This window comes from Mangrovivirga cuniculi, from assembly GCF_005166025.1.
Lineage (GTDB): Bacteria > Bacteroidota > Bacteroidia > Cytophagales > Cyclobacteriaceae > Mangrovivirga > Mangrovivirga cuniculi.
The window spans coordinates 2,408,125-2,432,826 of sequence record NZ_CP028923.1; the positions used below are offsets into that span (position 1 = coordinate 2,408,125).

General features: G+C 36.2%; 25 protein-coding genes. 19 read left to right on the forward strand and 6 right to left on the reverse strand.

What is annotated here, in order from left to right; genetic code table 11:
* The first annotated feature begins 1 nt into the window (after position 1).
* Entirely contained in the window at positions 2 to 211 is a 210-nt protein-coding gene (locus tag DCC35_RS21520; protein WP_262710337.1) for an efflux RND transporter permease subunit, read from the forward strand.
* Positions 178 to 2,016: an efflux RND transporter permease subunit gene (locus tag DCC35_RS21525; protein WP_262710390.1), complete on the forward strand. Its 1,839-nt coding sequence runs from the start codon at positions 178 to 180 to the stop codon at positions 2,014 to 2,016. Before DCC35_RS21520 ends, DCC35_RS21525 begins: the two co-directional genes overlap by 34 nt.
* Before the next feature lie 12 nt (positions 2,017 to 2,028).
* Here DCC35_RS21525 and DCC35_RS10570 read toward each other — a convergent pair whose 3' ends face one another.
* Positions 2,029 to 2,469, reverse strand: coding sequence for a hemerythrin domain-containing protein (locus tag DCC35_RS10570; RefSeq protein WP_137090760.1), 441 nt, complete (start codon positions 2,467 to 2,469; stop codon positions 2,029 to 2,031).
* Between the two features lie 202 nt (positions 2,470 to 2,671).
* Here DCC35_RS10570 and DCC35_RS10575 point away from each other — a divergent pair, with 202 nt between their 5' ends.
* The 3 genes from DCC35_RS10575 (at position 2,672) to DCC35_RS10585 (ending at position 4,954) form a co-directional block, all read left to right on the forward strand.
* Complete coding sequence (locus tag DCC35_RS10575; protein WP_137090761.1) at positions 2,672 to 3,457, forward strand: glucosaminidase domain-containing protein; 786 nt, start codon at positions 2,672 to 2,674, stop codon at positions 3,455 to 3,457.
* Complete coding sequence (locus DCC35_RS10580) at positions 3,432 to 4,523, forward strand: polysaccharide deacetylase family protein (RefSeq protein ID WP_175402785.1); 1,092 nt, start codon at positions 3,432 to 3,434, stop codon at positions 4,521 to 4,523. Before DCC35_RS10575 ends, DCC35_RS10580 begins: the two co-directional genes overlap by 26 nt.
* Before the next feature lie 146 nt (positions 4,524 to 4,669).
* Positions 4,670 to 4,954 (forward strand): response regulator transcription factor, encoded by a 285-nt coding sequence (locus DCC35_RS10585; RefSeq protein WP_137090763.1) that lies wholly within the window; start codon positions 4,670 to 4,672, stop codon positions 4,952 to 4,954.
* Here DCC35_RS10585 and DCC35_RS10590 read toward each other — a convergent pair.
* Complete coding sequence (locus DCC35_RS10590; RefSeq protein WP_137090764.1) at positions 4,947 to 5,684, reverse strand: EcsC family protein; 738 nt, start codon at positions 5,682 to 5,684, stop codon at positions 4,947 to 4,949. The two genes, DCC35_RS10585 and DCC35_RS10590, sit on opposite strands and share 8 nt — an antisense overlap.
* A gap of 269 nt (positions 5,685 to 5,953) precedes the next feature.
* Here DCC35_RS10590 and DCC35_RS10595 point away from each other — a divergent pair, with 269 nt between their 5' ends.
* From DCC35_RS10595 to DCC35_RS10630, 8 genes are all read left to right on the forward strand, one after another.
* Positions 5,954 to 6,736 (forward strand): hypothetical protein, encoded by a 783-nt coding sequence (locus DCC35_RS10595; protein WP_137090765.1) that lies wholly within the window; start codon positions 5,954 to 5,956, stop codon positions 6,734 to 6,736.
* 102 nt (positions 6,737 to 6,838) lie between these two features.
* Entirely contained in the window at positions 6,839 to 9,712 is a 2,874-nt protein-coding gene (locus DCC35_RS10600) for a S8 family serine peptidase (RefSeq protein ID WP_137090766.1), read from the forward strand.
* A 12-nt stretch (positions 9,713 to 9,724) separates the two neighbouring features.
* Positions 9,725 to 11,422 (forward strand): amidohydrolase family protein, encoded by a 1,698-nt coding sequence (locus DCC35_RS10605; RefSeq protein WP_137090767.1) that lies wholly within the window; start codon positions 9,725 to 9,727, stop codon positions 11,420 to 11,422.
* Between the two features lie 48 nt (positions 11,423 to 11,470).
* Positions 11,471 to 12,736, forward strand: a complete 1,266-nt coding sequence (locus DCC35_RS10610; RefSeq protein WP_137090768.1) for a glycosyltransferase — start codon at positions 11,471 to 11,473, stop codon at positions 12,734 to 12,736.
* 9 nt (positions 12,737 to 12,745) lie between these two features.
* Entirely contained in the window at positions 12,746 to 13,429 is a 684-nt protein-coding gene (locus DCC35_RS10615; protein WP_137090769.1) for a DUF6920 family protein, read from the forward strand.
* Between the two features lie 133 nt (positions 13,430 to 13,562).
* The gene (locus tag DCC35_RS10620) at positions 13,563 to 14,978 is read left to right on the forward strand and encodes an amidohydrolase family protein (RefSeq protein ID WP_137092631.1); all 1,416 of its coding nucleotides are present in this window, start codon (positions 13,563 to 13,565) and stop codon (positions 14,976 to 14,978) included.
* A 289-nt stretch (positions 14,979 to 15,267) separates the two neighbouring features.
* Positions 15,268 to 15,921: a DinB family protein gene (locus tag DCC35_RS10625; protein WP_137090770.1), complete on the forward strand. Its 654-nt coding sequence runs from the start codon at positions 15,268 to 15,270 to the stop codon at positions 15,919 to 15,921.
* 68 nt (positions 15,922 to 15,989) lie between these two features.
* Positions 15,990 to 16,388 carry a hypothetical protein gene (locus tag DCC35_RS10630; RefSeq protein ID WP_137090771.1) on the forward strand — a complete coding sequence of 133 codons (399 nt, stop codon included), beginning with the start codon at positions 15,990 to 15,992 and terminating at the stop codon, positions 16,386 to 16,388.
* 9 nt (positions 16,389 to 16,397) lie between these two features.
* Here DCC35_RS10630 and DCC35_RS10635 read toward each other — a convergent pair whose 3' ends face one another.
* A complete protein-coding gene (locus DCC35_RS10635) occupies positions 16,398 to 17,612 on the reverse strand; it encodes a multidrug effflux MFS transporter (RefSeq protein ID WP_137090772.1) in 1,215 nt (404 codons plus the stop codon).
* A gap of 280 nt (positions 17,613 to 17,892) precedes the next feature.
* On the opposite strand from DCC35_RS10635, the gene DCC35_RS10640 reads away from it, so the two are divergent.
* The 4 genes from DCC35_RS10640 (at position 17,893) to DCC35_RS10650 (ending at position 19,538) form a co-directional block, all read left to right on the forward strand.
* Positions 17,893 to 18,144, forward strand: coding sequence for a hypothetical protein (locus DCC35_RS10640; protein WP_137090773.1), 252 nt, complete (start codon positions 17,893 to 17,895; stop codon positions 18,142 to 18,144).
* A gap of 133 nt (positions 18,145 to 18,277) precedes the next feature.
* Complete coding sequence (locus DCC35_RS10645) at positions 18,278 to 18,565, forward strand: hypothetical protein (RefSeq protein ID WP_137090774.1); 288 nt, start codon at positions 18,278 to 18,280, stop codon at positions 18,563 to 18,565.
* Positions 18,565 to 19,140: a hypothetical protein gene (locus DCC35_RS21240; protein ID WP_246069991.1), complete on the forward strand. Its 576-nt coding sequence runs from the start codon at positions 18,565 to 18,567 to the stop codon at positions 19,138 to 19,140. The genes DCC35_RS10645 and DCC35_RS21240 overlap by 1 nt, the downstream gene beginning before the upstream one ends.
* Positions 19,077 to 19,538, forward strand: coding sequence for a DUF3370 family protein (locus DCC35_RS10650; RefSeq protein ID WP_246069992.1), 462 nt, complete (start codon positions 19,077 to 19,079; stop codon positions 19,536 to 19,538). The genes DCC35_RS21240 and DCC35_RS10650 overlap by 64 nt, the downstream gene beginning before the upstream one ends.
* A 53-nt stretch (positions 19,539 to 19,591) precedes the next feature.
* On the opposite strand, the gene DCC35_RS10655 is transcribed toward DCC35_RS10650, so the two are convergent.
* On the reverse strand, positions 19,592 to 19,903 hold the full coding sequence (locus tag DCC35_RS10655) for a hypothetical protein (RefSeq protein WP_137090776.1): 312 nt from the start codon (positions 19,901 to 19,903) through the stop codon (positions 19,592 to 19,594).
* Between the two features lie 17 nt (positions 19,904 to 19,920).
* A complete protein-coding gene (locus DCC35_RS10660) occupies positions 19,921 to 21,807 on the reverse strand; it encodes a TonB-dependent receptor (RefSeq protein WP_137090777.1) in 1,887 nt (628 codons plus the stop codon).
* A gap of 575 nt (positions 21,808 to 22,382) precedes the next feature.
* Between DCC35_RS10660 and DCC35_RS10665 the strand changes: the two genes are divergently transcribed.
* On the forward strand, positions 22,383 to 22,634 hold the full coding sequence (locus tag DCC35_RS10665) for a hypothetical protein (protein ID WP_137090778.1): 252 nt from the start codon (positions 22,383 to 22,385) through the stop codon (positions 22,632 to 22,634).
* A 393-nt stretch (positions 22,635 to 23,027) separates the two neighbouring features.
* Positions 23,028 to 23,315, forward strand: a complete 288-nt coding sequence (locus DCC35_RS10670; protein ID WP_137090779.1) for a hypothetical protein — start codon at positions 23,028 to 23,030, stop codon at positions 23,313 to 23,315.
* Between the two features lie 4 nt (positions 23,316 to 23,319).
* On the opposite strand, the gene DCC35_RS10675 is transcribed toward DCC35_RS10670, so the two are convergent.
* Entirely contained in the window at positions 23,320 to 24,693 is a 1,374-nt protein-coding gene (locus DCC35_RS10675; RefSeq protein WP_137090780.1) for a transglutaminase-like domain-containing protein, read from the reverse strand.
* Positions 24,694 to 24,702 lie beyond the last annotated feature (9 nt).

Genomic DNA, 24,702 nt, shown 5'->3' on the forward strand with positions numbered 1-24,702 from the left:
AATGGCGATCTCTTTCATTGGAGGGATGATCTTTTTCCCTTCACTGGATATCAGCGTTAATATGATATCGATGTTCGGGTTTTTAATAGTTCTCGGTATTGTGGTAGATGATGCAGTTGTAGTCGGGGAAATATATACGAATACAGGCAGAAGGGCTACAACTATCTGGATGCAGCCATTGCAGGTGCAAAAGATGTATCCAGGCCGGTAATATTTAGTATAATCACCACGATTGTAGCGTTTATACCATTGTTATTTATTCCGGGAAGAACCGGTAAATACTGGTGGCCGCTTCCAGTAGTGGTGATCGTGGTTCTGGCAGTATCTCTCTTCGAGGCATTATTTATTTTGCCTTCACACGTATCTCATAAACCTAAAGATAAAAAGCTGGCTATCGTCAAAAAGTTGGAAGAATGGCAGCAAAAGATAGCCGACTCATTTACTTATTTTGTAGAAAACTATTACAGACCATTTCTGGACAGAAGTTTAAGAAACCGGTACATAACCTTAAGTATTGCCGTAGCTTTGTTAGTCGTGATTGGTGGGTTTGGATATAGTGACCACATGGGAATGGTAATGATGCCGGAAGATGCTGCAAATGAGATTGAAGCAGGGGTGAGGTTGCCAGTTGGCACTACTTCTTTTCAGGCCGCTGAAACTGCTCTCGAGATTACTGACAATACCTTTAAGATGTTTGAAAAGCACAATCTTTTCGAAGTTGCTGATGGAGTAAAGACCAATGTTCGGGGTAGCAATTTTATAGATGTTGAAATTGTAATGAAGCCACCGGATCAAAGGGATATGTCAGCTAAAGAAGTAATAGAATTATGGCGTGATAATATCGGGGATATCGAAGGAGTTGATCAGATCACTTTTGAAGCAGAAAGAGGCCCGGGTGGCTGGAGACAGGATATCAGTGTTGATATTAGTCATACAGATGTGGAAGTCCTGGAAAAGGCCAGTAAAGCCTTCGTGCAAAGAATGGAGGAATTTAAAGAAACCCGGGATATTAGCGATAATTATAACAAAGGAAAAGTGCAGCTTGGGTTTGAACTGTTACCTGAAGGCAGAAGTCTGGGACTTACGCCGGCAATAGTTGGTCAGCAGGTCAGGGATGCTTTTTTTGGAGCCTTAGCAATCAGGCAGTTAAGGGGGATAAACGAAACAGAAGTTCGGGTAAAGCTTCCAAGGCATGAGCGCATGGATATGAATAATCTTGAGGATTTTATTATTCGTACTCAGGATGGAACTGAAGTTCCTTTGCTTAATGTAGTTAAGGTTAGGAGAGGAGAGACCTTTACCAGTATTAATCGAAGGGACGGAAAGAGAATCATTTCTGTGGGTATGGATGTAGAGCCTGCAAGTGCCCAAACTAGGGTACTGGAATCGATAAATACTGAAGTTCTGCCCCAGTTGAGGGCTGATTTTCCTGGCATTACCTGGAGTTTTGAGGGTAGTCAGGCAGATATGCGAGAATCTACTGAAGCACTTTGGTCAGGATTTTTAATCGCAATGATGGTGATTTACGCCTTGTTAGCTGTGGCCTTAAATAGTTATTCGCAACCACTTATTGTGATGCTAGCTATTCCATTTGGTATTGTGGGTGCAGTGATTGGACACATATTGCTTGGTTATAATTTATCACTTGTTAGTTTGATGGGTGTTATAGCGTTGTCTGGTGTGGTAGTAAACGATTCACTGATAATGATCGATCATGCTAATAAAAACAGGGGAGACCTTAAAGTTTATGAAGCAATCAGGGATGCAGGGGTAAGAAGATTCAGACCGATTATTTTAACCACCCTGACTACTTTTGGTGGGTTAACACCAATTATCCTGGAAACATCCAGGCAGGCGTATCAGTTAATCCCGATGGCAATTTCACTGGGTTTCGGAATTATATTTGCCACGTCGATCATCCTGGTGATTGTCCCTTGTCTTTATATGGCTTTATATGATTTGAAAGTAAAAGCAGGAAAAATCCCCCAGGAGGAAAAAGCTCCTGCCACTACTTAGTTGGATTAAGATTTAATTATTATCCAGCCTGTTTCTCATTTCTCTGAAAGAAGTAGCTAGTTCGTTTTTTTGGGTGTCAGATAAAACTTTACCTGCCATCTGAAAAACTTCCTGTTCCTCTTCGTCTAAATGATGTATTACCTGGTCTTTTAATTTTTTAGCGGTAGTTAACCATCCTGGAGAACTGAAATCCTTTTCACGTAATTCTTCGACTAATTCTTCGATATCATGATGCTCTGCAATGCTATGCCGGGATTTATCTCTCGTCATGTCTGCTTCCATTAATGGAACATAAAAGTATTTTTCTTCAGCTTCGGCATGATTATTTAGTTCTTTATCCACTTTTTCAAAGATCTCCCGCCTTCCGTCACTGTCTCCTTCGGTTTTTACAAGAATGTCGAGCAGGGTTCGTTGCTTTTCATGATCCTCTCTGATTGTTTCGAAAATATTCATGGTTTTATAATTAATTGTTGATAGATGAATTACATTAAATATAACAAAAATTTAATGCTGTAAAGCTGATTTAAACCTATAATCTGACAGATATTTTTGTATAATTTTTTGAAAGGGTAACCGGAACTTGTTAAAATGAAATAAAGATTTCATTTAGACGTTCCATACAATTGAATAGATTTGTGTTGAACTATAATTGTTAATGAATAAATCATACTGGTTATTAGTGCTTTTGATCCTTGTTTTTTCATCATGTAGTGATGAAGAAAAGATACTCAGAACTATTTCGGTTGAGATAAATACTCCTGATGATATTGTAGAGCCTGAGGATTCAATTGTTGACCCCATTTTATATAAAAATACAGAGATTTTATCTTCTTTGCCTGTCGAAGAATCAAAAGATAAATTCATCCAGGTCGTTTTACCGGCTATTTTAATTTCAAAATACTTCATTACCCGGGATCAGAATAAGATTAAAAAGTTAAGTGACAAAAAGAGATGGAACAATTCAGATTCAACTTTTTATTATCAGCAAATTGAAAAATTTAATGCTGAAAATATTACCGACCTGATTGATAGAATGAATGTACATCCGACAAGCATTGTGATGGCACAAGCTGCAGTAGAAAGTGGATGGGGAAGTTCCAGGTTCTTTAACGAGGCAAATAATCTTTTTGGAATCTGGTCATTTGATCCGAAAGAGCCCAGGATTCCGGCTATTGGTTCTAACGTTTTTTTGAGGAAGTATAATAACATATCACAATCTATTAATGATTATTTTATTACGATCGGAAGGTCTTTCGCATATAAAAAGTTCAGAGAGAAAAGGAAGAATACTGATGATATAGATGAATTATTACCTCTGTTAAATCGTTATTCTGAAAGAGGAATGGCCTATGTAAATCAGTTGAATAGGATAATAGACCAGAATGAATTAACCAGGTATGATAATTATAAAATTAATGAAGAATATATTATTAGTCGCTAATTTATTTCTCTTCTTATTTTTTCTTATTACCGGTTGTGATAATCAAACTAAAAAGAGGTTAATAACTTACGAATCCATAACTAACGAAGTTTATAAGGACGTAGTTTGCTTTGTTTACCACAGGTTTGGCGATCACCGATTTCCCTCAACTAATATATCATTATCAGATTTCGAGGCTCATCTTAAATACTTAAAAGATAATAATTTTGAAGTGGTGACATTTTCTGAAGCACTTGATTATATAAAGTCTGGTTCTGAAAATAAAAAAGTGGCTGTAATCACTATAGACGATGGGTATAAGAGTTTTTTTAATAATGGTTTACCTCTTTTAAAAAAGTATGATTTTCCGGCTACTTTATTTGTCAATTCTGAGAGTGTAGGAGGTAAGGATTATATGACATGGGGTGAAATAAATAAGGCCAATAATGAAGGAGTAGAAATAGGGAATCATACTCACACACACGAATATTTTCTTAATATTGATCCTGAAGACAGGTATACTGAATTTGAAAAGGAAATAACGATTTCTCAACAGCTTTTCGAAGTCAAACTTGGACATAAACCAGAAACTTTTGCTTATCCGTTTGGTGAATATGATAATGAGATGAAAGCAATTGTAAAAAAGTTAGGATTTAAGGGTGCTGCAGCTCAGAACTCCGGAGTAATATATTCAGATACGGATTTAATGGAATGCCCCAGGTTTCCTATGTCAGAATCTTATGCCGACATTAACAGTTTTATATCGAAAGCTAATATGAAACCACTTAAAATAATTGGTGAAAAACCTTCTGATCAGATCATTTCTAAAAGTATCCCACAGCCTGTTTTGGAACTTAAAATTCAGGGAGATGCTATAAAATCTGATGAAATACAGTGTTTTATACAAGGTGCAGAATGTGAAATGTCAATTCAAAATGATACTATAAAAAATATTATCGAAGTGGAACTAAAGGCTTCATCTTCTATACTCCTAAGACGAAGGACCCTTTATACTTTAACAGCAAAAAATAGTAACGGAGATTGGTGTTGGTTTAGTCATTTATGGGTAAACCCTTCAATCAATTAACTAAAATTTCGTTTTTATAATTTTTTTAATATTTAATTTAATTTTTCTTTTATTTTTTTATATATTAAGAAGAACTAAATCCTGTATTTTCAATCGTGAAGATATAGTGACTGTCGTAATAAGTTTCACGAGGTTATTATTCAACAATGAAGACGTTAGATTATTCCAGCCTAATGGATCACAAGATCAGAAGGATTATCAGACAAGAAGAGTTTCGTTTAAGTCATATTAAACATTTTCAAAAATTAACACCAAGAGAAAAGGAAATCATTGAATTGGTAATCGAAGGTTTAAGTAATAAAGAGATTGGTGAAATGCTTTTTATAAGCAGATGCACGGTAGAACAACATCGGAAAAACATCAATCGAAAATTAAGTATCAGAAATGCAATGCAATTGTATTCATATGCATTGGCATTTGATCTTATTTAATTTGTTGATCTAACAATCGCAGTCGATATCCATTCATTGCATACCTACCCAAAATTTTAGTGTATTTATGGTTCACATACGCTCCTGCAATTGCTCCCACGCCCGGTATAAGCTGAATAAGTTTAGCCAGGTCAATAAAGTCCCTGTATTCCAGCTGAAAGGTCTTCCAGTCAAAATCATTGATATCCGTAGGTAAAGATTCAGAATTCTTTTCCCAGTCTTTCATAATTTTAAAAATCTCATTGCGGTGTTTCTGACTGGAAAATGTTAACTGAAATATATGGAGTATATATAATCTCTCTTTGTAATCTTTCACATCATACCCATAACCGTTAGCAACTTCAAACAATAACTTCATTTTTAGGGATAGCCATAGAGGAAAATCAGCTAAGCCAGAAATAAAACCACCAAAACCGGTAATAGCACCCTCTGCGGCAGATGAGGAAGCGTAGAAATCAATTCTTCTTAATGCGAACTGTTCAGCTTCACTGAAAAACCTGAAATCTTTTTGGTGGAGAGTCGTATACTCGGCACCAAATATTACTGTTCTGGTTATTTCTTTTATTGCCCTGGTAACAAAATCATGCACCTTATCGGGAATGAGTGTGTTTATTTTATGTTGAATACCTTTTGTAGCCTGATTCATGAGCGATGGACTCTGGCTCATTTTCAATTGCCATAGTCGATATTCTGATTGGATGGTATCAACGTAATCCTGATCGATTTTCATTGTGTTTAATTATCTGGCTTTTCAATATAATTAACAAATTCAACTTAAAACACAAGAATTATATTAGCTAAATAAATTAGTTATGAATGGATAAAAGGTTAATTGGAGATATAAAATAAGTATCTGTACTAAGAAGTCATTATTAATAATGACGGAAATGCAACATCCAGCTACGAATATACCCAACCTTGGGTATTGACAAGTTGATTTTAGAGTGTAATTTGAATATTTAATATTAATGCCAATTACCGTTTAAAAATACATCTATCATGACCACAGATGATCCAATAAAATTTGTTTCCGATCTGGAATTGGAATTTCCAAAACAAGAAGTAAACTCTCTGGAGATTCAGGATCCCTTTTCTATTGCTTTTGAGAGTGCCCAACAGGAAAATGAAGAAAGCTTTATGAGCAATAAAGGGCTTATTTCATTTGTCTCAGAGGTAGAAGGGCAAAACCGAAAGGATGTTCTTAATTCGGTTTTAATATCTCAACTGGCTGCTGATAAAAAGTTTCCTGTCACTGATGAGATCACTTCTGAAGAAATGAAAAACTGGTATAAGGAATTTAACCGGGTTATGCGAGGTGTAGGCTGGACTATCGAAAATGAAGAGTTTTCAAAACTGGAATCCAGTAAATCAGTTTTCGAAATGGAAAATGTTATCCTGGATATATTAGGAGCCTCGATAGGAGGAAGCGCTTTAAAGATCGTTATGAAAACACTTGAAGCGTTTAAGGGTATGAGTAATTCGGATAATAAGCTCATCGCATTTGAGAAAAACACTCATACCATGAACAAAGGAAATTTTCAGGTTGGCCTTGCCAATGAAACCAATGAGAGTTTGTCTCTTAATTTAAGTGCTTTTACACTATCTACCAGTAAGCAGATCAAACAGATTTTGTTTTTCAGGTCTACTAAAGACGAAACAGAAGTCCATGTATACTCAATGAAATACACACTAAATAAAGAGATCTATAAGGAGGTCAGGGATACTGTGATTGAAAAGTTAGGTAATAAGGTGCAAAACTTTGTTGCTGAAATTGAAATCTAATTAAAGTCATAATTTAGGTTTAAGCTATGGGTTTAATTGTTTTTAAACTCTATTATTAGTTAATTGTATTATATGAATTAAACGGTCATCAGACTTAAAAATATGAGTATGGCACGCATTTCCAGCCTTCAGCAATTAGGGATAGACCACGCTGCACAAGAGTATTACAATCTGGAAGAACAGATTGAACAGGTAAGAAGAGATATTAGTCTGTTACGTACCGGTCAGAAAAAATTAACTGATATTTCTAAAAACAAGGATCGGTTAGAAGCTCGTTTAAACAGGGAGAAAAAGATTCTGAGAGAATCTGATCAACCAATAGATATATTACTGGAGCGGGTAATTAATAATCCGGATTTTCAGGATGCTTGTATTTTAGACAGAATGGTCGGTTTTGCCCGAACCGTAGGAAGAATAATCCTTGGTAATGGAGGATATGGTACAGGATGGTTAATCGGGGAAAACCTTCTAATGACTAACCAGCATGTATTTCCCGATGCCAATACAGCATCACGTTCCAAATTGCATATGGCTTATGAAAGAGATGTAAATGGGGAAGTAAACAGCGGGTATTATTATGATCTGAGACCGGATGTTTTTTTTATGACTCCAGCACACCCTTCTGATAACCGGGAAGAATTTCTGGATTTTGCAATTGTTGCTGTAGAACCAGTGAGTGAAGAAAAAAATAAATCACTTTCTGATTTTGGACATGTGATCCTTGATCAAAATATCGGTAAGGTTATAGAAGGAGAAAATTGTATGATTATCCAGCATCCTAAAGGCGATTACAAAAAGGTGGTGCTGAGGGATATTCGCCTGTTAACTGTAGAAGATGCTCCTGGGGCAGATTCACACCTTTTCTATGAAAGTGATACACTACCCGGCTCTAGTGGGAGTATGGTAGTAGCACTTGGAACGGGTGAAATAATTGCTCTTCACAATGCAGGAGTACCTAAAAGAGACTCCCAGGGAAATTACCTTAAAAAGGATGGTTCGATATGGAATTCAGCAGTTGATACTGATACTGATATAGATTGGATAGCCAATCAGGGTGTCCGAATCAGCCGGATCGTAAAAGCAATTAAAAACCTTCCTCTTCCGGCTAACATGGAAGATAAGAGAAAGAACCTGCTAAATCTAATGATAACTTCTGAAGAACCTCTTCAGGATTCAGTTAATTCTCCAGCTGTGGTTAGAGATGCACAACAGGTGGTGCCACAAAGTACTATGTCTGATATCAGTCCTTCTGATAATGGCCAGCCAGGGGGAATTGAAAAAGAATTTGTCGTAAAACTTAATGGAGGGCCATTTTCTTTTGAGTTTGTTAGCAAGGTGATTAAAAACGAATTCCCTCAATCTAGTATTAAGCCTTTTTCGAACTATAATATGTCAACCCTTCTGGAAGATTATATTACAGTTAAGATTAAATCATCTGATAATATCTGGGACCTTGCGGCCAGACTTGAATCTCTCGAAGGTATTGAAGAGGCAGAACCTGAAGTGCCTCGGTTTACTACAATGAAAAGTAGTGAAGATGAATTGTTCTCACCCTCTGACAACCCTTTCCTTGAAAGCTCAGGTAGTGAGATAACAGATATGAGAATTTACAATAGTAAATATTTCTCAAAGAAGGATCACGATTCAATAGAGGGACGATTAAAAGTTCGAAAATGGAATCATCAGGCAGTAAAGTACGATCCGGTTAAAATATTAAAAGTATTAAAGGATAATAATTCACTAGACAATCTACTGGATTTGAAAATTGCTCAATTTGATACCGGTAATTATCCACATTCTAAAGTGAAAGGTGGCTTTAACAGTGTATTAGATTATGATTTTGTGGATCTGGACGATGAGGCACAGGATGAAAAAAGTAAATTAAAATTCCTGGCTCATTTTGGTCATGGTATGCGAACAGGTAGTTTGATCATAGGAAATGAGGATAGTGACCTTTCTCCTGATAAAGAGGGAAACTTTGGTCTGTTAAAAGGAATAGCTGATAAAGTAAATGAAGAGTTTAAAATAGTTCCTTTCAGAGTGACTAAAAATGTCATACTTGTTGGTAGAGTAGGAGAAGTAGTCAGAGCTGCTGATAAAGTGATTACAGACAGGTATGATGTTATAACAATGAGTCTCGGGATATTACCGGGTACCCGCGCATTAAAAGATATAGTGAGGGCTGCCTATGATCGAGGTGTAATCTGGTGTTGTGCAGCAGGAAATCAGGTTAAATTTGTTGTAGAACCTGCTAAATATCCTGGTACTATTTGTATTGCGGCAACCAATCCGGAGGATAAACCCTGGACAGGAAGTTGTAGTGGAAGAAACGTAGATATTGCAGCTCCTGGAGAAGACGTTTACGTTCCTATTTTCACAAAAAAAGGAGAAAGTATGATTTACGGAAACGGGACGAGTTATGCTACTCCACATGTTGCTTCTGCAGCTGCCTTGTGGTTAGCCAAAAATAGAAATGCCATATCAGAAAAATATACCCAGGGATGGCAGAGAGTAGAAGCATTCAGATGGTGCCTTCACAAGTCTGCCCGAAAAATGGATTCTATACCGAAGCAATATGGGAAGGGACTATTAAATATTGAAGCCCTGCTAAACACTGATTTGCCAGAACCCGGGGAGTTGAGATATGCTTATGACAGCAGGTTTGAATCTGTTAATACAGGTACTACTCTTGCAGCCCGTGAAGACAGATATAAAAATATAGCAAATGTTCTTAGTGGTATAAACAAGGAGGAAGTAAGGCCGGGCAGTAACCTGGAGATTAATGAGAATTTTGTAAAGTCTACTTCAACAGGAAGAAGTAAATCTCTTGAATTATTCAGAAATGCTGCTGCATACACTAAAGGCAGAACCATTTTGACAGAATCCCTTTCATCAGGATCATTTGTTGAATCCTGGGAACGAGTTAGAAAACTAGACTCTAATACAGATAACGATAAACCGGATTATTCAAATTAATTTAAGGCCAACATGTTTGATTTTCATTTTCACCCTTTAGGAAAACAATTTCTCTCCAATTATGATGTAGAGGAATTAAAAAATGACACGTATTCTCATCCGGTACAACTTCCGCCTTTGGGAGCCACTTTAAACGATCTGTTGAGCCGAATTTTAAATAGCCAGGCTTCAGTTTCCCAATCAATAAAAGGAGGAGTAAGCCTTGGTATAGCAAATGTTATTACCCCGGAGTATGTTTTTGCATCTAAGAGAGGGGTATTAAAGCTATTGGAACTTGATTTGTTTGATCGGGATGTGATCGCACCACTTGATAACAGAATTTTTGATTTTATCCGGAATGATGAAAATTATAATTTCTTGTTTGAAAGGGAGTTAAACTTTTATGGTTGGGCTTCAGGATATCCAAATAAGACTAATTCGCTGATAAAAATATTAACGAGGAAGGGTGGAGCTAACAACAGGCTTAAGATGGACTCCAAAAAACTGAACCTGGTCATGGCTATAGAAGGCGGACATAATTTGATCGCTGAATCAATTAATGATCCTTTTCCAAAAGGAACTATTCTGGATAAGGTCAAAGAATACCGCGATAAGGATTATGGGTATGATTTTTTGTATTTAACTCTAACTCACTTATCCCATGTACCCAGAGCGTCATTATGTAGTCATGCATTTGGGTTTAAGTTAGTGAAAGCCAGTAAAGTAACAGAAGCTGTTCCGTCGATACCGGGACTTAGTAGAAAAGGCAAAAAAGTGATCCGTGAATTAATGGATTGCTCATCCAACGACTATCCAATATTGATCGATATTAAGCATATGAGTCTCAAAAGCAGGTTTGACTTTTATAAGGAAAGAAAAGATCTGCTGAATGATGAAACATTCAAAAGTAAAGAAAAAGAGGGCAATGCCTGGTGGCCTATTATTGCTACACATATGGGGATTTCCGGTTATCGATTTTCGGAAATGACAGACCTGTTTGGTGAGATAGGTTTTGAAAAAGGACTGGAGTTTTCAGTAAGAATCAGATTTGACAGGCATCGAAAAATGAAGATTCCTGAGGGACTGGGTATAGATAACGTTTATTTCAATCCGATGACAATCAATTTATGTGACGATGATATCGAAGAAATAGCCCAGAGCAACGGATTAATTGGTATAAGTCTTGATGCACGTATTCTTGGATTTGAAAACTTCAATAAACGGCATAATGATGAAGAATACGACTATATGTCCAAAGACGATTTTGCTCTTTTATTTCCCGAGGAGGCCAAAAAGATCATACCATTAAATGAAATACCTGTTGAAGTCAGTGAGGAAGAAGGATTTTTAGGAATTGCCGGAAGAAAAGAAAGAGAGCTTTATCTGTATTGTTTTACATTACTTCATACAGCAAGGGTAATTGATCAACTTGATAAGAAAGAAAGGCATAATAAAAGTGGCTGGGATTTCATTTCCATCGGTTCAGATTTTGATGGTTTGATAGATAGTCTTAAAGAGGCAGAGACTATAGAAGATCTGAATGATTTCAGAAAGGAGGTCAGAAAAGTAATTGTTGATGCGGAAGAATCATATAAAGATGCTTATGACCTACCAAAGGAATTAGAGATCATTCCACGAAAGTCAGGCAAACCACAAGTGGATCTTATTCTCGATAAAGTCTTTAGTCAAAACGGAATCAACTTTGTGAAGGAATGGTGGGGAGAATCATGATTAATAACGAACTTTCCTTATAACCTTCAGTAATTGGAATTTTTTTATATGAAAATACTTCTTACTTCACTTGGTACACGGGGTGATATTGAACCTTTTCTCGCCATTGGTGAATTACTGCTTAAAAGAGGGCATGAAGTTACTTGTTTGTTTCCTGAACAATTCAGGCAATTGGTTGATGGTGCAGGTCTTAAATTCGAATCATTGGGTCCCGAGTTTCTCGAGTTATTAGATACTGAACTTGGTATGGCGGCAATGGGCGGAGATGTTAGCCAAATCAAAAAAATACTGGCTTATATAAAGCTGGCCAAAATCGGAAGGACTACTAGTAAAAAAATGTTTTTGATTCAGCATGATATAATTGAAAATCAAAAATTTGACAAAATCGTCTATCACCCTAAAACTATTTTTCCGGTTATTTGGGAAATAAAGAATCCGGGGACTACTATGCTGTTAAGTCCGGTTCCTTATATTCATTACACTAAAGGTCATACTCATCTTGCTTTTAATAGTAATTATGGAGAGTTTTTTAATAAGATGACCTATAAATTGGCAGATTGGGGATTATATAAAACGATTTCCTCTTCTATAAAGTGGATAGAAAACCTTAATATTAGTAATGATGAAATCAAAAGGATTATAAAAACCCGTAGACTACTTTATGCTATTTCACCTCAATTATTCGAGATCGATGATCATAAAGATGAACGGGCAATAGTACTGGGATACAGGCAAAGGGAATATCAGAGTGAATGGCATCCAGATGAAAAATTATTAAGCTTTTTATCCAGGCATAAAAAGCCTCTGTTCATAACTTTCGGAAGCATGACTAATCCCGAACCTGAGAATAAAACCAGGATATTTATGGAGGTACTTGCTAAAAATAAAATACCTGCCATATTTAATACTGCTTCAGGAGGTATTCAAGAACCAGATAAATACAATCAGGATTTATTCTTTTTTGTCAATAATATACCATATGACTGGATCCTTAAAAGAGTTCATGCGGTGATTCATCACGGTGGTTCGGGCACTACACATAGTGGCTTGAAATTTGGATGTCCAACTTTAATTGTGCCTCATATAATAGACCAGTTTTTATGGAATAAATTGATTTATGAAAAAGGGGCAGGCCCCAGGGGTATAAAAATAGGTAAAATCTCTACTGAAAACCTGGAACCAAAAATATTAGGCCTTATGCATAATAGTAATTATCGTAAAAAAGCTGATGAAATTGCTGAGAAAATGCAAAATGAAGATTATGAGGAGGTCTTATTATCTCTAATCGAAGAAAAAGTAAAAGTCCACATTTGAGAGCAATATATGGAAAGTAACAGACTACCGAATGTTATTAAAAAGTGGTTGGAAATATCAAATTCACAGAATATTGAAGGTATCAATACTGTAGAGTTAAAGCAAAGGCTGCAGATGAAATTAAAGCCTGATCAGAAGAAGTGGTATTCCGGGAAAGCTATTCAGCATTTTACTATTGATCCTCCTTTTTTTGAATGGAACTCTAAAATAAACATTAATCCACTGGTGACTGTATCAGGACAGGATAGATTCCAGAATGGGGTAGGAGAAATGTTGATCAAATTATTTGATATTTTTCCTGTCGTTAATGAGAAAAATAATCCTAAAATTGACCAGGGTACAATGCAACGTTTTCTTGCAGAAATTTCCTGGTTTCCTATTGCTGCTACGAAAAAGTATCTAATATGGGAGCAGATCGATAATCTTACTGCTAAAGCAACTATGGAACTTTACGGCGTTTCTGTTACCGGTACCTTTGTTTTTGATGAAAACGGTCATTTTAAACAGTTTAAAACACTCAGGTATAAAGGCGCAGATAAAAGCTCTAAGAGAATCCCCTGGATAGTTACTGCTTTAAAATATGGGGAATTTCAAGGTGTTACAGTCCCTGTTGAATTAAAGGCTGAATGGGAATTAGAAAATAGCTTATGGACCTGGCTTCAACTGGAAGTGACCGATATTAAATATAGCTAGTTTTATAAAGTATACTTAAATTATTTGGTTTAAAAAGTAATATTTTTATCAGCCATAAACAAAGCTTATATTTTATTTGTCGTATTTGGTTATGGCAATTTTAATCGATGAAATATTCTATTATCTTAATAAGATGAATAGAAAAGTACAATCATTGTTAAAAGCCAATAAAATTGATAGGTTTTGTTTATCTGCTATTTTACTTATTATAGTTTTTAGCTGTGGAAAACCTTATTTAGAAGATGCTGATGTAGTTATCAAAAATGCTTCATTAATTAAAGTGGAAACCGGTGAGATTTTTCATAACAGAACTATACTTATTTCAGGAGATACAATTCTGAAAGTTATCCATTCAAAAGAGGAAAGTGAATTTTCTGCTGATACAATTATTGATGCTAAAGGTAGTTACGTTATGCCTGGGCTATGGGATAATCATGTTCATTTTCGGGGAGGAGATTCACTTATAAATGAAAATAAGGATTTGCTGAAATTATTTCTTGCTCATGGAGTGACTACAGTTCGTGATGCAGGAGGAGATATTACTCCGGCAGTAATTGAATGGAGAGAAAGGATCAAAAAAAACCAGATGGATGGTCCAAGGATATATACTCCCGGGCCTAAGCTGGACGGTAAAGATCCGGCCTGGGAAGGCTCAATAAAAGTTACTAACTCAGAGGAAGTGGCAAAAGCTCTGGATTCACTTAAATCGATAGGAGTGGATTATGTGAAAACTTACGATGGTAGCCTTACCCGAGAAGCTTATTATATGATAATTGAACAGGCTGAGCAGATTGGATTAAAAGTTACCGGACATATGCCTTTATCAGCAGATGTATTACAGTCAGAAGAATATGGTTTGGATGGAACCGAACATTTGTATTATATAATGAAAGCGTGTTCTCCGGTCGCAGACAGTCTGGAAAAGACTAATCCAGGATACTCAATGATTTCTCCATTACTCGAAACCTACAACGAAGATCTGGCAGAGGTAATATTTGAAAAACTTGGTGCCAGGGAACACTTTTTTACCCCAACATTGTACATCGGAAAAGTATTAGCGAGACTGGCAGATGAAGATCACTCGCAGGATCCTCTTTTAAGATTTATTGGTCCTGGAGTACGAAAGACCTATAATGGCCGTATTGAAAGAGCAAAAAGGGCAAAAGAATCCGGAAGCACATTCAGATTAAAAGCTGAAGAGATTTTTGGTAAAATGATCAGGGGAATGCACGATGCAGGAATAATTATTATGGCAGGATCAGATTGTGGTCCTTATAATTCATTTGTCTATCCGGGACAGTCTCTTCATGGAGAGCTTCAAATGCTGGTAAACAAAGGGTTGACTCCTCAGGAAGCTTTGTTAACTTCAATAACTAATGGACCAAGGTTTTTTGATATAGAAGATAAATACAGCAAGATTGAAGAGGGGAAGGTAGCAGATATTATCATTTTATCTCAAAACCCCTTAACTGATATAAAAAATCTTGAAACTGTGAATACTATAATTATGGGTGAGAGAATTTACAATCCTAAAAGTCTGTTGAAATAAATTTTTAATTGATGATGTTTTTAAAAAGACATGTATTTTAAATATTACTATATCTGACTAACATGTACGAGATCGGTAGCTGGCTAACGTTAAATTACAAAGCAAAATTATTAGAATCTTAAAGTAGGAGTAGAAAATCACCTTCTATTGGGGGATTTACAATATTAGCTGATAACCAACTTACAGGTAATTATAAAAATATAATCATTGGTATTCATTGAATTTATCCAGGAAAATAAAAATTCACATTTCAGAAAAAATGATTATTTTAAGATAAAATGTATTGACTATGAATAAAACAAATCAAACTAATGGTCGCAGAAATTTTCTTTTAAAATCTGCTGCCGTAACTGCTGGAATTGCCGGACTACCTTTTGTTTCTATTAGTGCCGAAAATGAATCAATATTATCGGATTCTGATCTTCATATTATTGGTCCTAAACCAGGGTTTACACACCAGGTAGGAACATTGTATTCAATGATGAACTGGATGAGGGAAACGTTATTAAATTCGCTAAAAGGACTGACTGTAGAAGAATTAGATTACCAGGTTGATGAACAATCAAATTCAATCGGTGCAATGCTCTATCATCTGGCTTCCACAGAACGCTATTATCAGCTGAATACCTTTGATAATATGAAATGGGGTACATGGGATCATTCGATTAAAGATAAATGGGATGTTGGAATGAACCTGGGAGAAGCTGCGAGGGATAAAATCAAAGGTAATGATCTTCAGGATTATCTGGATTTGTTGTCAGAAGTACGTCAGGCTACGATTGATGAATTTAAGAAAAGAGACGATGGCTGGTTGTTTACTCGAGATATGGATTGGCCTTGGGGACCAACCAATAATTATTGTAAATGGTTTCATGTATGTGAACACGAATCAAACCATAATGGACAAATAAAGTGGATCAAAAAACGATTAAAAGGCCGATAAACTGTGGTTTATAATTTGATTCGTTAAAATTAGTTTGATATATTATATAGCAGTAAACTTTTGCATTTATGAAGAGAGCCTCTTTTTTATTCATATTCCTGATTAATATTAGCCTCATTGCTCAAAAAGATAATTCATCAACTAATTCATTTGAAATAATAATAGAAAAGAATGGGGATGAGATCAAATTGGAATGTCAAAAAGGATGTTCCTGGGATAGGTTACATTTCACTATCGCGGAAAATGTATATCAAAAGATTGATAAAAATGGAATGATCGGACTTAGAGGTGATAGTTCTATAAGCGGAATAAACTATAAAAAGTTTTTATTTGCAATAGCTCAATCAGGCAATGAAATAAAATTGATAGGACTTAGTGGAATGGCATGGAATGAACTTCATATTCCATTAAGGCCAAACAAATCTCAGGCAATTAATCAAAATGGTTTGCTTCCCGGAAACAGGTAGTTCGAACTGCTAACTATTTTGTTTTACATATTCAGGAATTATTCTCTGGTGACCGTACATAAATAATCCAAGAGCTAATAAAGGACAGAATCCCATTACGATAGTCATAGGCACATAGGCATTGGAATCGAATAATCCGACCAGGGCAGAGGCTCCGGCTCCAACCAGCATTTGCAATGATCCCATTAAGGCTGAGGCATTCCCGGCGACATGGCCCATAGGCTCAAGAGATAATGCCGAAGCATTGGGAAATATGAATCCAAGAAAAAATAAAAAGCTGAATATCAAAGTAGTATTAACAATCAGATCAGGTTCCATGAAGAGAGTATAACCCATCAAAATCAAACCAACGAATCCCTGTGCTGCTAATGCCAGTTTGATGATATGATCCATATCTCTTTTACGTAGAAATCTATTGTTTAACTGTGTCGCAGTAATCAAACCGGTTGCGATTAGGGCAAAAATCCATCCATATTGTTGTTCTGTAAGACCCAAAACATCCATATATAGTTCTGGAGAACCACTTAGATAAGCATACAATCCGGAATAAGCAATAGCACCAGTCATTGCATTAATGATAAATGAAGGGTGTTTTATAACCTTAAAATATGTCCTGAACACTGATATTAAGTTTAGGGAATACCCTTTGTCACTGGATTTAGTTTCTGGTAGAATAAATATTGCTCCGATCAGAATTAATATTGACATTATACCCAGGACAATAAAGATAGATCTCCAACCAAATTGGGCATTTAATAAACCACCGGCTGTCGGAGCGATGATAGGAGAGATCGCCACCACCATGATCAGGGTAGAAAATATTTTAGCGACTTTTTTTCCTTTAAACAGATCTCTAACAATAGCCCTGGCAGAAACTAATCCTGCACAACTTCCCAGTGCCTGGAAAAATCTGTAAACGATCATCTCCTCAAGACTTGAGGAAAGAGCACAGGCTATGCTTGCCAAGACATAGATCAACATTCCTGTATAGATAGGTTTTTTTCTCCCGAAGCGTTCAAGGATTGGGCCATAGATTAATTGTCCTACAGCCAGTCCGATAAAGAAACTAGAAAGAGTAAGTGGAACACGGCTGATATTAGTATCCATATCTTGAGCAATATCGCTAAAAGCAGGGAGGTACATATCGATTGAAAATGGACCTACCGTGGTTAGTAGTCCTAGAATTAGTATCAATAGTATATGGTCTTTCTTTTCTTTAGTCACTTTATGTATTTTTCCAGCTTTGAGCAGTGATTTATTTTGATACAGATATATTCAATTTACCTATTTGAAATACTTATTCTTGAAGTAATGTTATAATTACGTTCTATTTCTATACTTTTTTCGAGTCTGTAAGTTGTCTGTTTATGCAATTAAATTTTTTTTAATAAACGAGGACTTTGATAGTGAGGGATTTAAATAATTATAACCTGAATTGATAATTATTTATAGTGGATAACAAAATTGCATCTAATGCTGTTTTAATAGGTAAATACTTTAGATTATGACAAAGCAAGAAGTTGAAGATGCGATAAAGGATATTCCACTTGGATCAAAAATACAGTTGATTAAGAAAAATGGTGAGATCGTAGAGGTGCGGTTGGCCAGTCATGTGATTACCAGTTCGGATAAAAAAGACTATGGAGAGGTGGTAGTTCCGGAGTTACCACCAGCTATTCTTGTAAGGGGAGGAACACGATTTGGTAACTTCCGAATGGAAACTGATGACCTGGTGAAAATTGCGTGGATTGAGTAATTTCTTAATTAATTAATAATTTTACGAAACTAAATAATTTTTTAAATTAAGTTTTGGTTAAATAAAAATATTCTTATCTTATTGTTTAATAGATAGTTGTGCGGATTTATTTAACTATTTAACCAAAATAATCATGATTAAATTATTCAAATTCGTGCAATTAGCTGTGTTGGTTTTTTGCGTTTTCGTTTTTACAAGCTGTGAAGAAGAGCCAATATCAAAAGATGAAAAGATCCGGATTATCCATCCCAATTCTACCTCCGATATTTCTAGTCGAACTGTTTCAACCTCTGAATGGACATCAGGAACTATATCCAGTATTGTTTCTCCGGATAACTTAGTTGATCTCGGTGGTCAGCTTTCGGGGGAGATATATGGAAAAGTAACAATCCGGAAATATTTAGAGGTACCGGATGGTTAATGCAAAATTCCCGCAACGATGCTCAAAGAGGAGGTGCTGCAACTCCTATTTCAGGCACTTTTCCTGTTTATTTATTTCATATTAATAAATCAGGAAGTCAGAAATATGTTCACGTTCTGGTTACTAATCCAAATAGTTCTTCGATAACTATTTCCGGAAAGGGTTCTATGTACACTAATTCAGAAAAACCTTTATACGGTTCTGGTACTGGTCAGAGCTACCATGTTTCTAGAGACTGGTTGGATAATACGCCGAGATATTCTTTCACGAATGTGACTCTACAGCCTTATAAAGCTTATGAAGTTGCCAAACTTCCGGTGGCACAAGGAGCAATGGTCGACGGACGTTTTGAAGTAACTGCCAGTGCTGGAGCGTATGTTTATACTGTGGTAACCTCAGGGGGAGTTTTACAGATGCTGTCAATAAATCTCAGGGTGGTCCCGCAAATGGGGATATTTTCTCTCCGGGACCTAATGCTTATGGTAGAGAAGCTGGCGTTTATGAAGATGGTATGTGGAGCGGGAGCACAAATATTTCTCTACCATCCTCAACTTCTTATCTGGGACTGGCATTGAATACCAGCAGTAAGTTTGCAGTGAACGGAGTTTTTCTTCAGGATCAAAATGCTACTTATGTTATGAAACTCTCCGATTCATCAGAAAAAACCTATGGTAATTACGGTCATAAATATGACATCACGCTGGCTATGTATAATCCTCACAGTACCTCGAAACAAGTGACATTATATTTTGGATCAAATTATACAAACAGCTCCAATAGCCCCTCATTTACTTATAATGGTCCATTAAAAATGAATGGGGTAATTAAGAATATTTATACTACTCCAACAGCTCCAAGACAATGGCTGGCGACCTGGACGGTACCAGCAAACAGTCCTTTTAATGCTAACCTGGATTTTTATGTGCCTGGTTTAATCACTACTGGTCAACAACTAATTCTACAGGTTAATTAAAGATTAAATATCAAAGCAGCTTAAATCTGAAGCTGCTTTGATATTATTAAATTTTAAAACCTTACACCTACCTGGACTCTGAAAGTCAGCGGATAACCCGGTGTGAAATTCATTTCAGTAACTGATTGAGCTTCTCCTCTTAGTCTTGATTCTGTTGCAAATTGTGCTTCAGCCCATTCTTCATCGAGAATATTCTCCAAAGTTAATGTCGCAAAAAACTTTTCTCTTTCATACTTAATGTTTGAATCCAGTAGAAAGTAGCCTTCCGCTATTAATGTATTGGTTTCGTCGCCTGGTCTGTCGCCAAGGTATCGATATCTTAGATTGGCTCTCCATTGATTTTTTCTATAAGTAATTCCTCCCATAGAAGTTACAGCGGGCGCTAATGGAACATAGTTTTGACCTTCGGGGCATCTACCATCCGGGCTTCTGTCACATTAAGGTCAAAATCGATCCTCAGAGAAGGTATAATATCATAACGCGCTGCAAAATCAATTCCCTTTCTTGTGGTTTCTCCGGAGGGTTCAACTATTCCGGCATCACCAACATATACCAATTCGGATTCAAGATCTAAAGTCCATAATCCACCATGGATTAATAAGTTTGGTAGAGGCTTCCATTGAGCAATCAGATCCAGACCATTCGCTCTGGGTAATAGAGGTAACTCACTATCTGATAAGATGGCCCGCGAGTCATTACTGTGAAACCCTAAACTATAATTTGCACTTAACTTTAGCTTTCTGCTAACATTATATGCCACTTTAAACTTTGGTGAGAAAATTCCATTATCCTGGTATTCGAATAATGCCGTGGAGTCCAATTTATTTAGATATCCAAAACGGAAATTATCATATCTGATTCCAGATGAAATTGTTAAATCTTTCCATAGATAACTAGTTTCAACAAACGCAAACAGGTTGGTTTCCTGGATATCCCCAAACATTTGGTACCCCAAAAATGTATTTCGACGATAGGTGTTTTCAAGACTTACATCGTCTGAATTATCCTGTCTGAATCCCACTCCACCAGTCAAATTAAATTGAGAGTTATTATTTAGATAAAAAGGCGTCTGAATCTTAGTCTCTCCTCCGTAAAGCAGCCTGTTTTCACGTTGCCTAATCTGGTCGCCGTATACCGGGTTTTCCAGAAAAAAAGTGAAATTTGAAAACAGATCGAAATCATATTGAGATATATAATAATCGTTAGAAAGCTTTAGACCGTCAGTGTTAAGAATGGTTTCACTATTTATTATTATGGATGCCCGTGAAGTTTCCCCGCCTTCAGTAGGGTCGAGACTGCCAAACCTTCCGATTACTCCATTTTCGACTGCTCTGGGAGGTATTTGGCCACTGGCATTCCAGTCTGAATATAAATACATACCCGTAATAGACAAAATCGAATTTTCTGTATTACTGGTGTATTTTCCCTGAATATTTATTCGATCGTAATTTTGAGGATTATCAAAAGGGCCATCATTAAGTAAATATTCAGAAGCAATATAAAATTGTTGATTTTTAGATTCTGATTCAAAAAGTTTCAGGGCTGAAAATAAACGGTAAGTGTTAAAATTTCCTACCCAGGCATTGACCTCGTTTTGTTCCAGGTAATCTATAGTTTCAAAATTAATAGCTCCGGCAGTAGCAAAATTACCTTCATCTATCGCATGTGGACCAAAACGGTAGTTTACATCTTTTACCAATTCCGGAATTAAAAAATGTAAATCAGCATAACCCTGTCCATGTGCGTGACTAACCATATTTACAGGCATTCCATCAACATTTAATGCCAGGTCTGTGCCGTGGTCTATGTCAAATCCACGCGTAAAGATCTGTTCCGCTTTGCCTCCACCTGCGTGTTGTGCGATAAAAACTCCAGGTACCAATCTTAAAATTTCCTGGCTGTTTGATGGATTGCGAAGCTCGATATCAAGCCTTGAAATAGTTTCCATTGGGCTTTCATTGCTTGCACTGATTTCCACCTGGCTGAGCATAGCAGTAGATTGTTTTAAAGCAACATTAGAAGCCTCACTGGCGATTACTTTATGTGGTTCGTATCCAACATGAGTTAGAAATAAGGTGTCTGAAGCATTAGCCCGAATTCTCCAGGTGCCATTTTTACCTGAGTGATAAATGGTATTATTGTTCAAATTAATTATGTGAACACCGGCCAAAGGCTGATTGGTCTTTTCATCGTAGACTTTTCCCGTTACTACATTTTGGGCAAAAGTATTCCACGACAAAAAGAATATCGTATATAGTAGATATTTCATTTTGATTTTTTAATAATTCTTAATAATTAATTCTCAATTAATTATTAGGAAATAGGAGGCGGTTTTGGAGGGCAAATACTCAGCCCTGAATAAAGAATTGAATAATTAGAACTTGATTTTTTTAAAACGATTAAAAAAAGTAGTTCAAATGAAAAATCTGAACCAGTTATATGGTCTGAAAATCTGAAATGAAAAGTTTGATTAACAGTGTTCGCATCTTTATTCTCACTGATTATTTCAGATATCTTATCGAATAATATCTCCAGATAATACCGATCATGCGAATGACTTCTCTTATGGTGGTCATGATGATGCGTGTGATGTTTAGTAATATTTTTTTCGTGGGAATGAAAGGGATTTTCTCCCTGGAAACTATGATTAGTGAGGTGAATTAGTGGATTGATAAATTCATTAAGCAGAGGTGAAATATAAATAAATAACAGTAATATGGTAAGTGCGTTCTTCAATGCTATTTCAGGTGTCCGCTTTTATCAACAATAATTCAATCAAAATTCTGTTGCTAAGGTAAGCATAGCAAATTAAATTGCTTAAGAAATTACATAACTATTATTAAAATGTTCGATGGCTTAGGATTTCCAAAATCGTTAGATGAAGAAGTATTTGACCAATGGCTTGAAGAAGGCCGTGAGAGTAAATTGAGCTACCATTATATGCTGGTAATCTGGGATGAAGCAGATTCAATATATAAACCAGTTTATCTCGAAGAACGGGAGAAGATCAAGCAATACGATAATTACGGAGAAGCAACAGGCAGAGAATCACTTATTGCCGCATATGACCTGTATTCTGAATCGAGGATAACCTGATTCAAAATCTTTCGCTCGACTAAAATAATCACGTTTTATCCTCATAAACCTTTTTAGGAGAACTAAATTATCCGGGGACATGTGTTGGTAAGATTCTCCAACCTTTTCTAATTGGAATTACTACCTACTTAAGTTATTTTCTTCTTTAAATTATTCATAAATAATTGAGAAAAATACCCAAGGTTGGGAATTGAGTTATCAGGATTATATAGCCAACTTTATGATAGAAAAATATTCCAGAAATTGAATGCTACCGTAAAAAATTGATGGAGTACTGAATCATGTTTAAGAAAGGTTTGCTTTTAGAGGCAAACCTTTTTTGATTTAAGGTTTAACAAGTCTATATTTATCTTTTAAACAACCATTTTTAATAGTTACTAAACTTTTGAAATCATGTTAAAATTAATCAAAGACTTTAAGTCACTAAATTTAAGCGTTCTGGCCTTGTTTTTTGCTTTGACATTTACTTTAGCTTCTTGTGGGTCAGGATCAACTGATTCTGCTGATGAAGACGAAATGGAGCAAATGGACGAAGAAATGCCAATGGAAGAAGAGGAAATGCCGATGGAAGAGGAGCACATGAATGATAGCACTCACGAAGATCACGATCATGATGCAGAACATCCTGAAGGAGAGCATCCATCTTCAGATGAAGACGGAGATGAGCATCCTTCGAACTAATCGATCAGATATTTAAATTATCTCTTTTAAAGGTGAACTTAGTGTCAACGCGCACAGGTTCACCTTTTATTTCTAATACCGGGTATGCCAGGAAGTTTATCGATCCTGATTGTGGCATTATTTCCGGTTTGATATCCCTTCCACGACTAAATTCAATACGATTTGCCGGGTGATGTCCAAAATAATAAGTAGCAAGCGCTGTGTACTTATCTGCTTCACTAATATCCACCGGCCACCATTTACCCTCAGCGTAAAATTCTGCCCAGCAGTGATATCCATTAACTCCTCCTTCATCACGTGAAGATGGAATCGCAGCACCAACGGCAAAACGAGCAGGAATATCTGCAGAGCGTGCCAGGGAAATGAATAATGAGTGAAATTCCGTGCAATTACCCGATTTTGAATCACAGGCATAATCAGCATCTCCGGTACCATAAGTACCTTGTTTTGCGTAACGTACTTCTTCTATGACATGATCGTACAGAGCACGTGCTTTCGTGAGTGGGGTAGAGGCAGTTTTCTTTTCAATTGCTTCATCTGCAATTAACTTAAAACGATCCCCGATAGGGAGTAGCTTATTAGCCTTAAGGTATTTTTCCGGAACAGAATCTTCTTCATAAGGTCCTTTTTCCAGTCTGTTTACCTGGTAATTGATGCTGATCTTTTTACCGCTATGAGATGGATCAAGATTCATATAGAGTATCGAATTATCAAAATCCGGATCACTGATCATCTTATGTTTACCCGGAGTTTCGATTGATAATATTTCGATGGTCTGAAATTCATCAGATTGTGCGACCGGAATCCATATTTCAGCATTGTCAGCGATTTCAGGTAAAGAGGCTTCGTAAGTAAAAGAAAAATTATCCTGACCTTCAATAACCCCCATTAACTTATTAGAAGCCTTTTCTACCGGTACGGTAACCCAGGTTTTATCTTTATTTTGCTTCCAGGTGTAGTATGGTTTTCCATTTAACTTATGAAGATCCGTTCGTGTCACTTTCATGTCATTTTTTGATCCCTTCAAAAAGAAATCAACATCGTAAACATCGCCGCTTTCAGTAGCCAGGTCTACACAGGCAAAAAATTCATTTGGGCCAAGAACAGAGAGGTATTCTGTATGAACGCGAACCAATTTTAAATTGAAATCGGTTGTGTCATTGCTAAATTTAAAGAAGCCATTGCCTTCTTTGGTTTTAGCCATGATATTCTCTCGGATACCTCGTTCGACATCTTGGACAGATACTTTTTCAGTCTTTGATTCTTCCTCCTTTTCTTCTTTGTCCTTGTCATTAGAATCATTTTGTTTCTGATAATTACAGGAGGTTATCAGGAAAAATGAAAAGCAAAAGAAAGTAAAAAGCTGTGCAATGCGCATAATTTGGAT

What these genes read in the sequence shown, in the direction of transcription:
- DCC35_RS21520 (WP_262710337.1), top strand. Translation starts at nt 2, where the DNA reads ATGGCGATCTCTTTCATTGGAGGGATGATCTTTTTCCCTTCACTGGAT.
- DCC35_RS10570 (WP_137090760.1), bottom strand. Translation starts at nt 2,469, where the DNA reads ATGAATATTTTCGAAACAATCAGAGAGGATCATGAAAAGCAACGAACC.
- DCC35_RS10575 (WP_137090761.1), top strand. Translation starts at nt 2,672, where the DNA reads ATGAATAAATCATACTGGTTATTAGTGCTTTTGATCCTTGTTTTTTCA.
- DCC35_RS10580 (WP_175402785.1), top strand. Translation starts at nt 3,432, where the DNA reads ATGAAGAATATATTATTAGTCGCTAATTTATTTCTCTTCTTATTTTTT.
- DCC35_RS10585 (WP_137090763.1), top strand. Translation starts at nt 4,670, where the DNA reads ATGAAGACGTTAGATTATTCCAGCCTAATGGATCACAAGATCAGAAGG.
- DCC35_RS10590 (WP_137090764.1), bottom strand. Translation starts at nt 5,684, where the DNA reads ATGAAAATCGATCAGGATTACGTTGATACCATCCAATCAGAATATCGA.
- DCC35_RS10595 (WP_137090765.1), top strand. Translation starts at nt 5,954, where the DNA reads ATGACCACAGATGATCCAATAAAATTTGTTTCCGATCTGGAATTGGAA.
- DCC35_RS10600 (WP_137090766.1), top strand. Translation starts at nt 6,839, where the DNA reads ATGAGTATGGCACGCATTTCCAGCCTTCAGCAATTAGGGATAGACCAC.
- DCC35_RS10605 (WP_137090767.1), top strand. Translation starts at nt 9,725, where the DNA reads ATGTTTGATTTTCATTTTCACCCTTTAGGAAAACAATTTCTCTCCAAT.
- DCC35_RS10610 (WP_137090768.1), top strand. Translation starts at nt 11,471, where the DNA reads ATGAAAATACTTCTTACTTCACTTGGTACACGGGGTGATATTGAACCT.
- DCC35_RS10615 (WP_137090769.1), top strand. Translation starts at nt 12,746, where the DNA reads ATGGAAAGTAACAGACTACCGAATGTTATTAAAAAGTGGTTGGAAATA.
- DCC35_RS10620 (WP_137092631.1), top strand. Translation starts at nt 13,563, where the DNA reads ATGAATAGAAAAGTACAATCATTGTTAAAAGCCAATAAAATTGATAGG.
- DCC35_RS10625 (WP_137090770.1), top strand. Translation starts at nt 15,268, where the DNA reads ATGAATAAAACAAATCAAACTAATGGTCGCAGAAATTTTCTTTTAAAA.
- DCC35_RS10630 (WP_137090771.1), top strand. Translation starts at nt 15,990, where the DNA reads ATGAAGAGAGCCTCTTTTTTATTCATATTCCTGATTAATATTAGCCTC.
- DCC35_RS10640 (WP_137090773.1), top strand. Translation starts at nt 17,893, where the DNA reads ATGACAAAGCAAGAAGTTGAAGATGCGATAAAGGATATTCCACTTGGA.
- DCC35_RS10645 (WP_137090774.1), top strand. Translation starts at nt 18,278, where the DNA reads ATGATTAAATTATTCAAATTCGTGCAATTAGCTGTGTTGGTTTTTTGC.
- DCC35_RS21240 (WP_246069991.1), top strand. Translation starts at nt 18,565, where the DNA reads ATGCAAAATTCCCGCAACGATGCTCAAAGAGGAGGTGCTGCAACTCCT.
- DCC35_RS10650 (WP_246069992.1), top strand. Translation starts at nt 19,077, where the DNA reads ATGTGGAGCGGGAGCACAAATATTTCTCTACCATCCTCAACTTCTTAT.
- DCC35_RS10655 (WP_137090776.1), bottom strand. Translation starts at nt 19,903, where the DNA reads ATGGGAGGAATTACTTATAGAAAAAATCAATGGAGAGCCAATCTAAGA.
- DCC35_RS10660 (WP_137090777.1), bottom strand. Translation starts at nt 21,807, where the DNA reads ATGAAATATCTACTATATACGATATTCTTTTTGTCGTGGAATACTTTT.
- DCC35_RS10665 (WP_137090778.1), top strand. Translation starts at nt 22,383, where the DNA reads ATGTTCGATGGCTTAGGATTTCCAAAATCGTTAGATGAAGAAGTATTT.
- DCC35_RS10670 (WP_137090779.1), top strand. Translation starts at nt 23,028, where the DNA reads ATGTTAAAATTAATCAAAGACTTTAAGTCACTAAATTTAAGCGTTCTG.
- DCC35_RS10675 (WP_137090780.1), bottom strand. Translation starts at nt 24,693, where the DNA reads ATGCGCATTGCACAGCTTTTTACTTTCTTTTGCTTTTCATTTTTCCTG.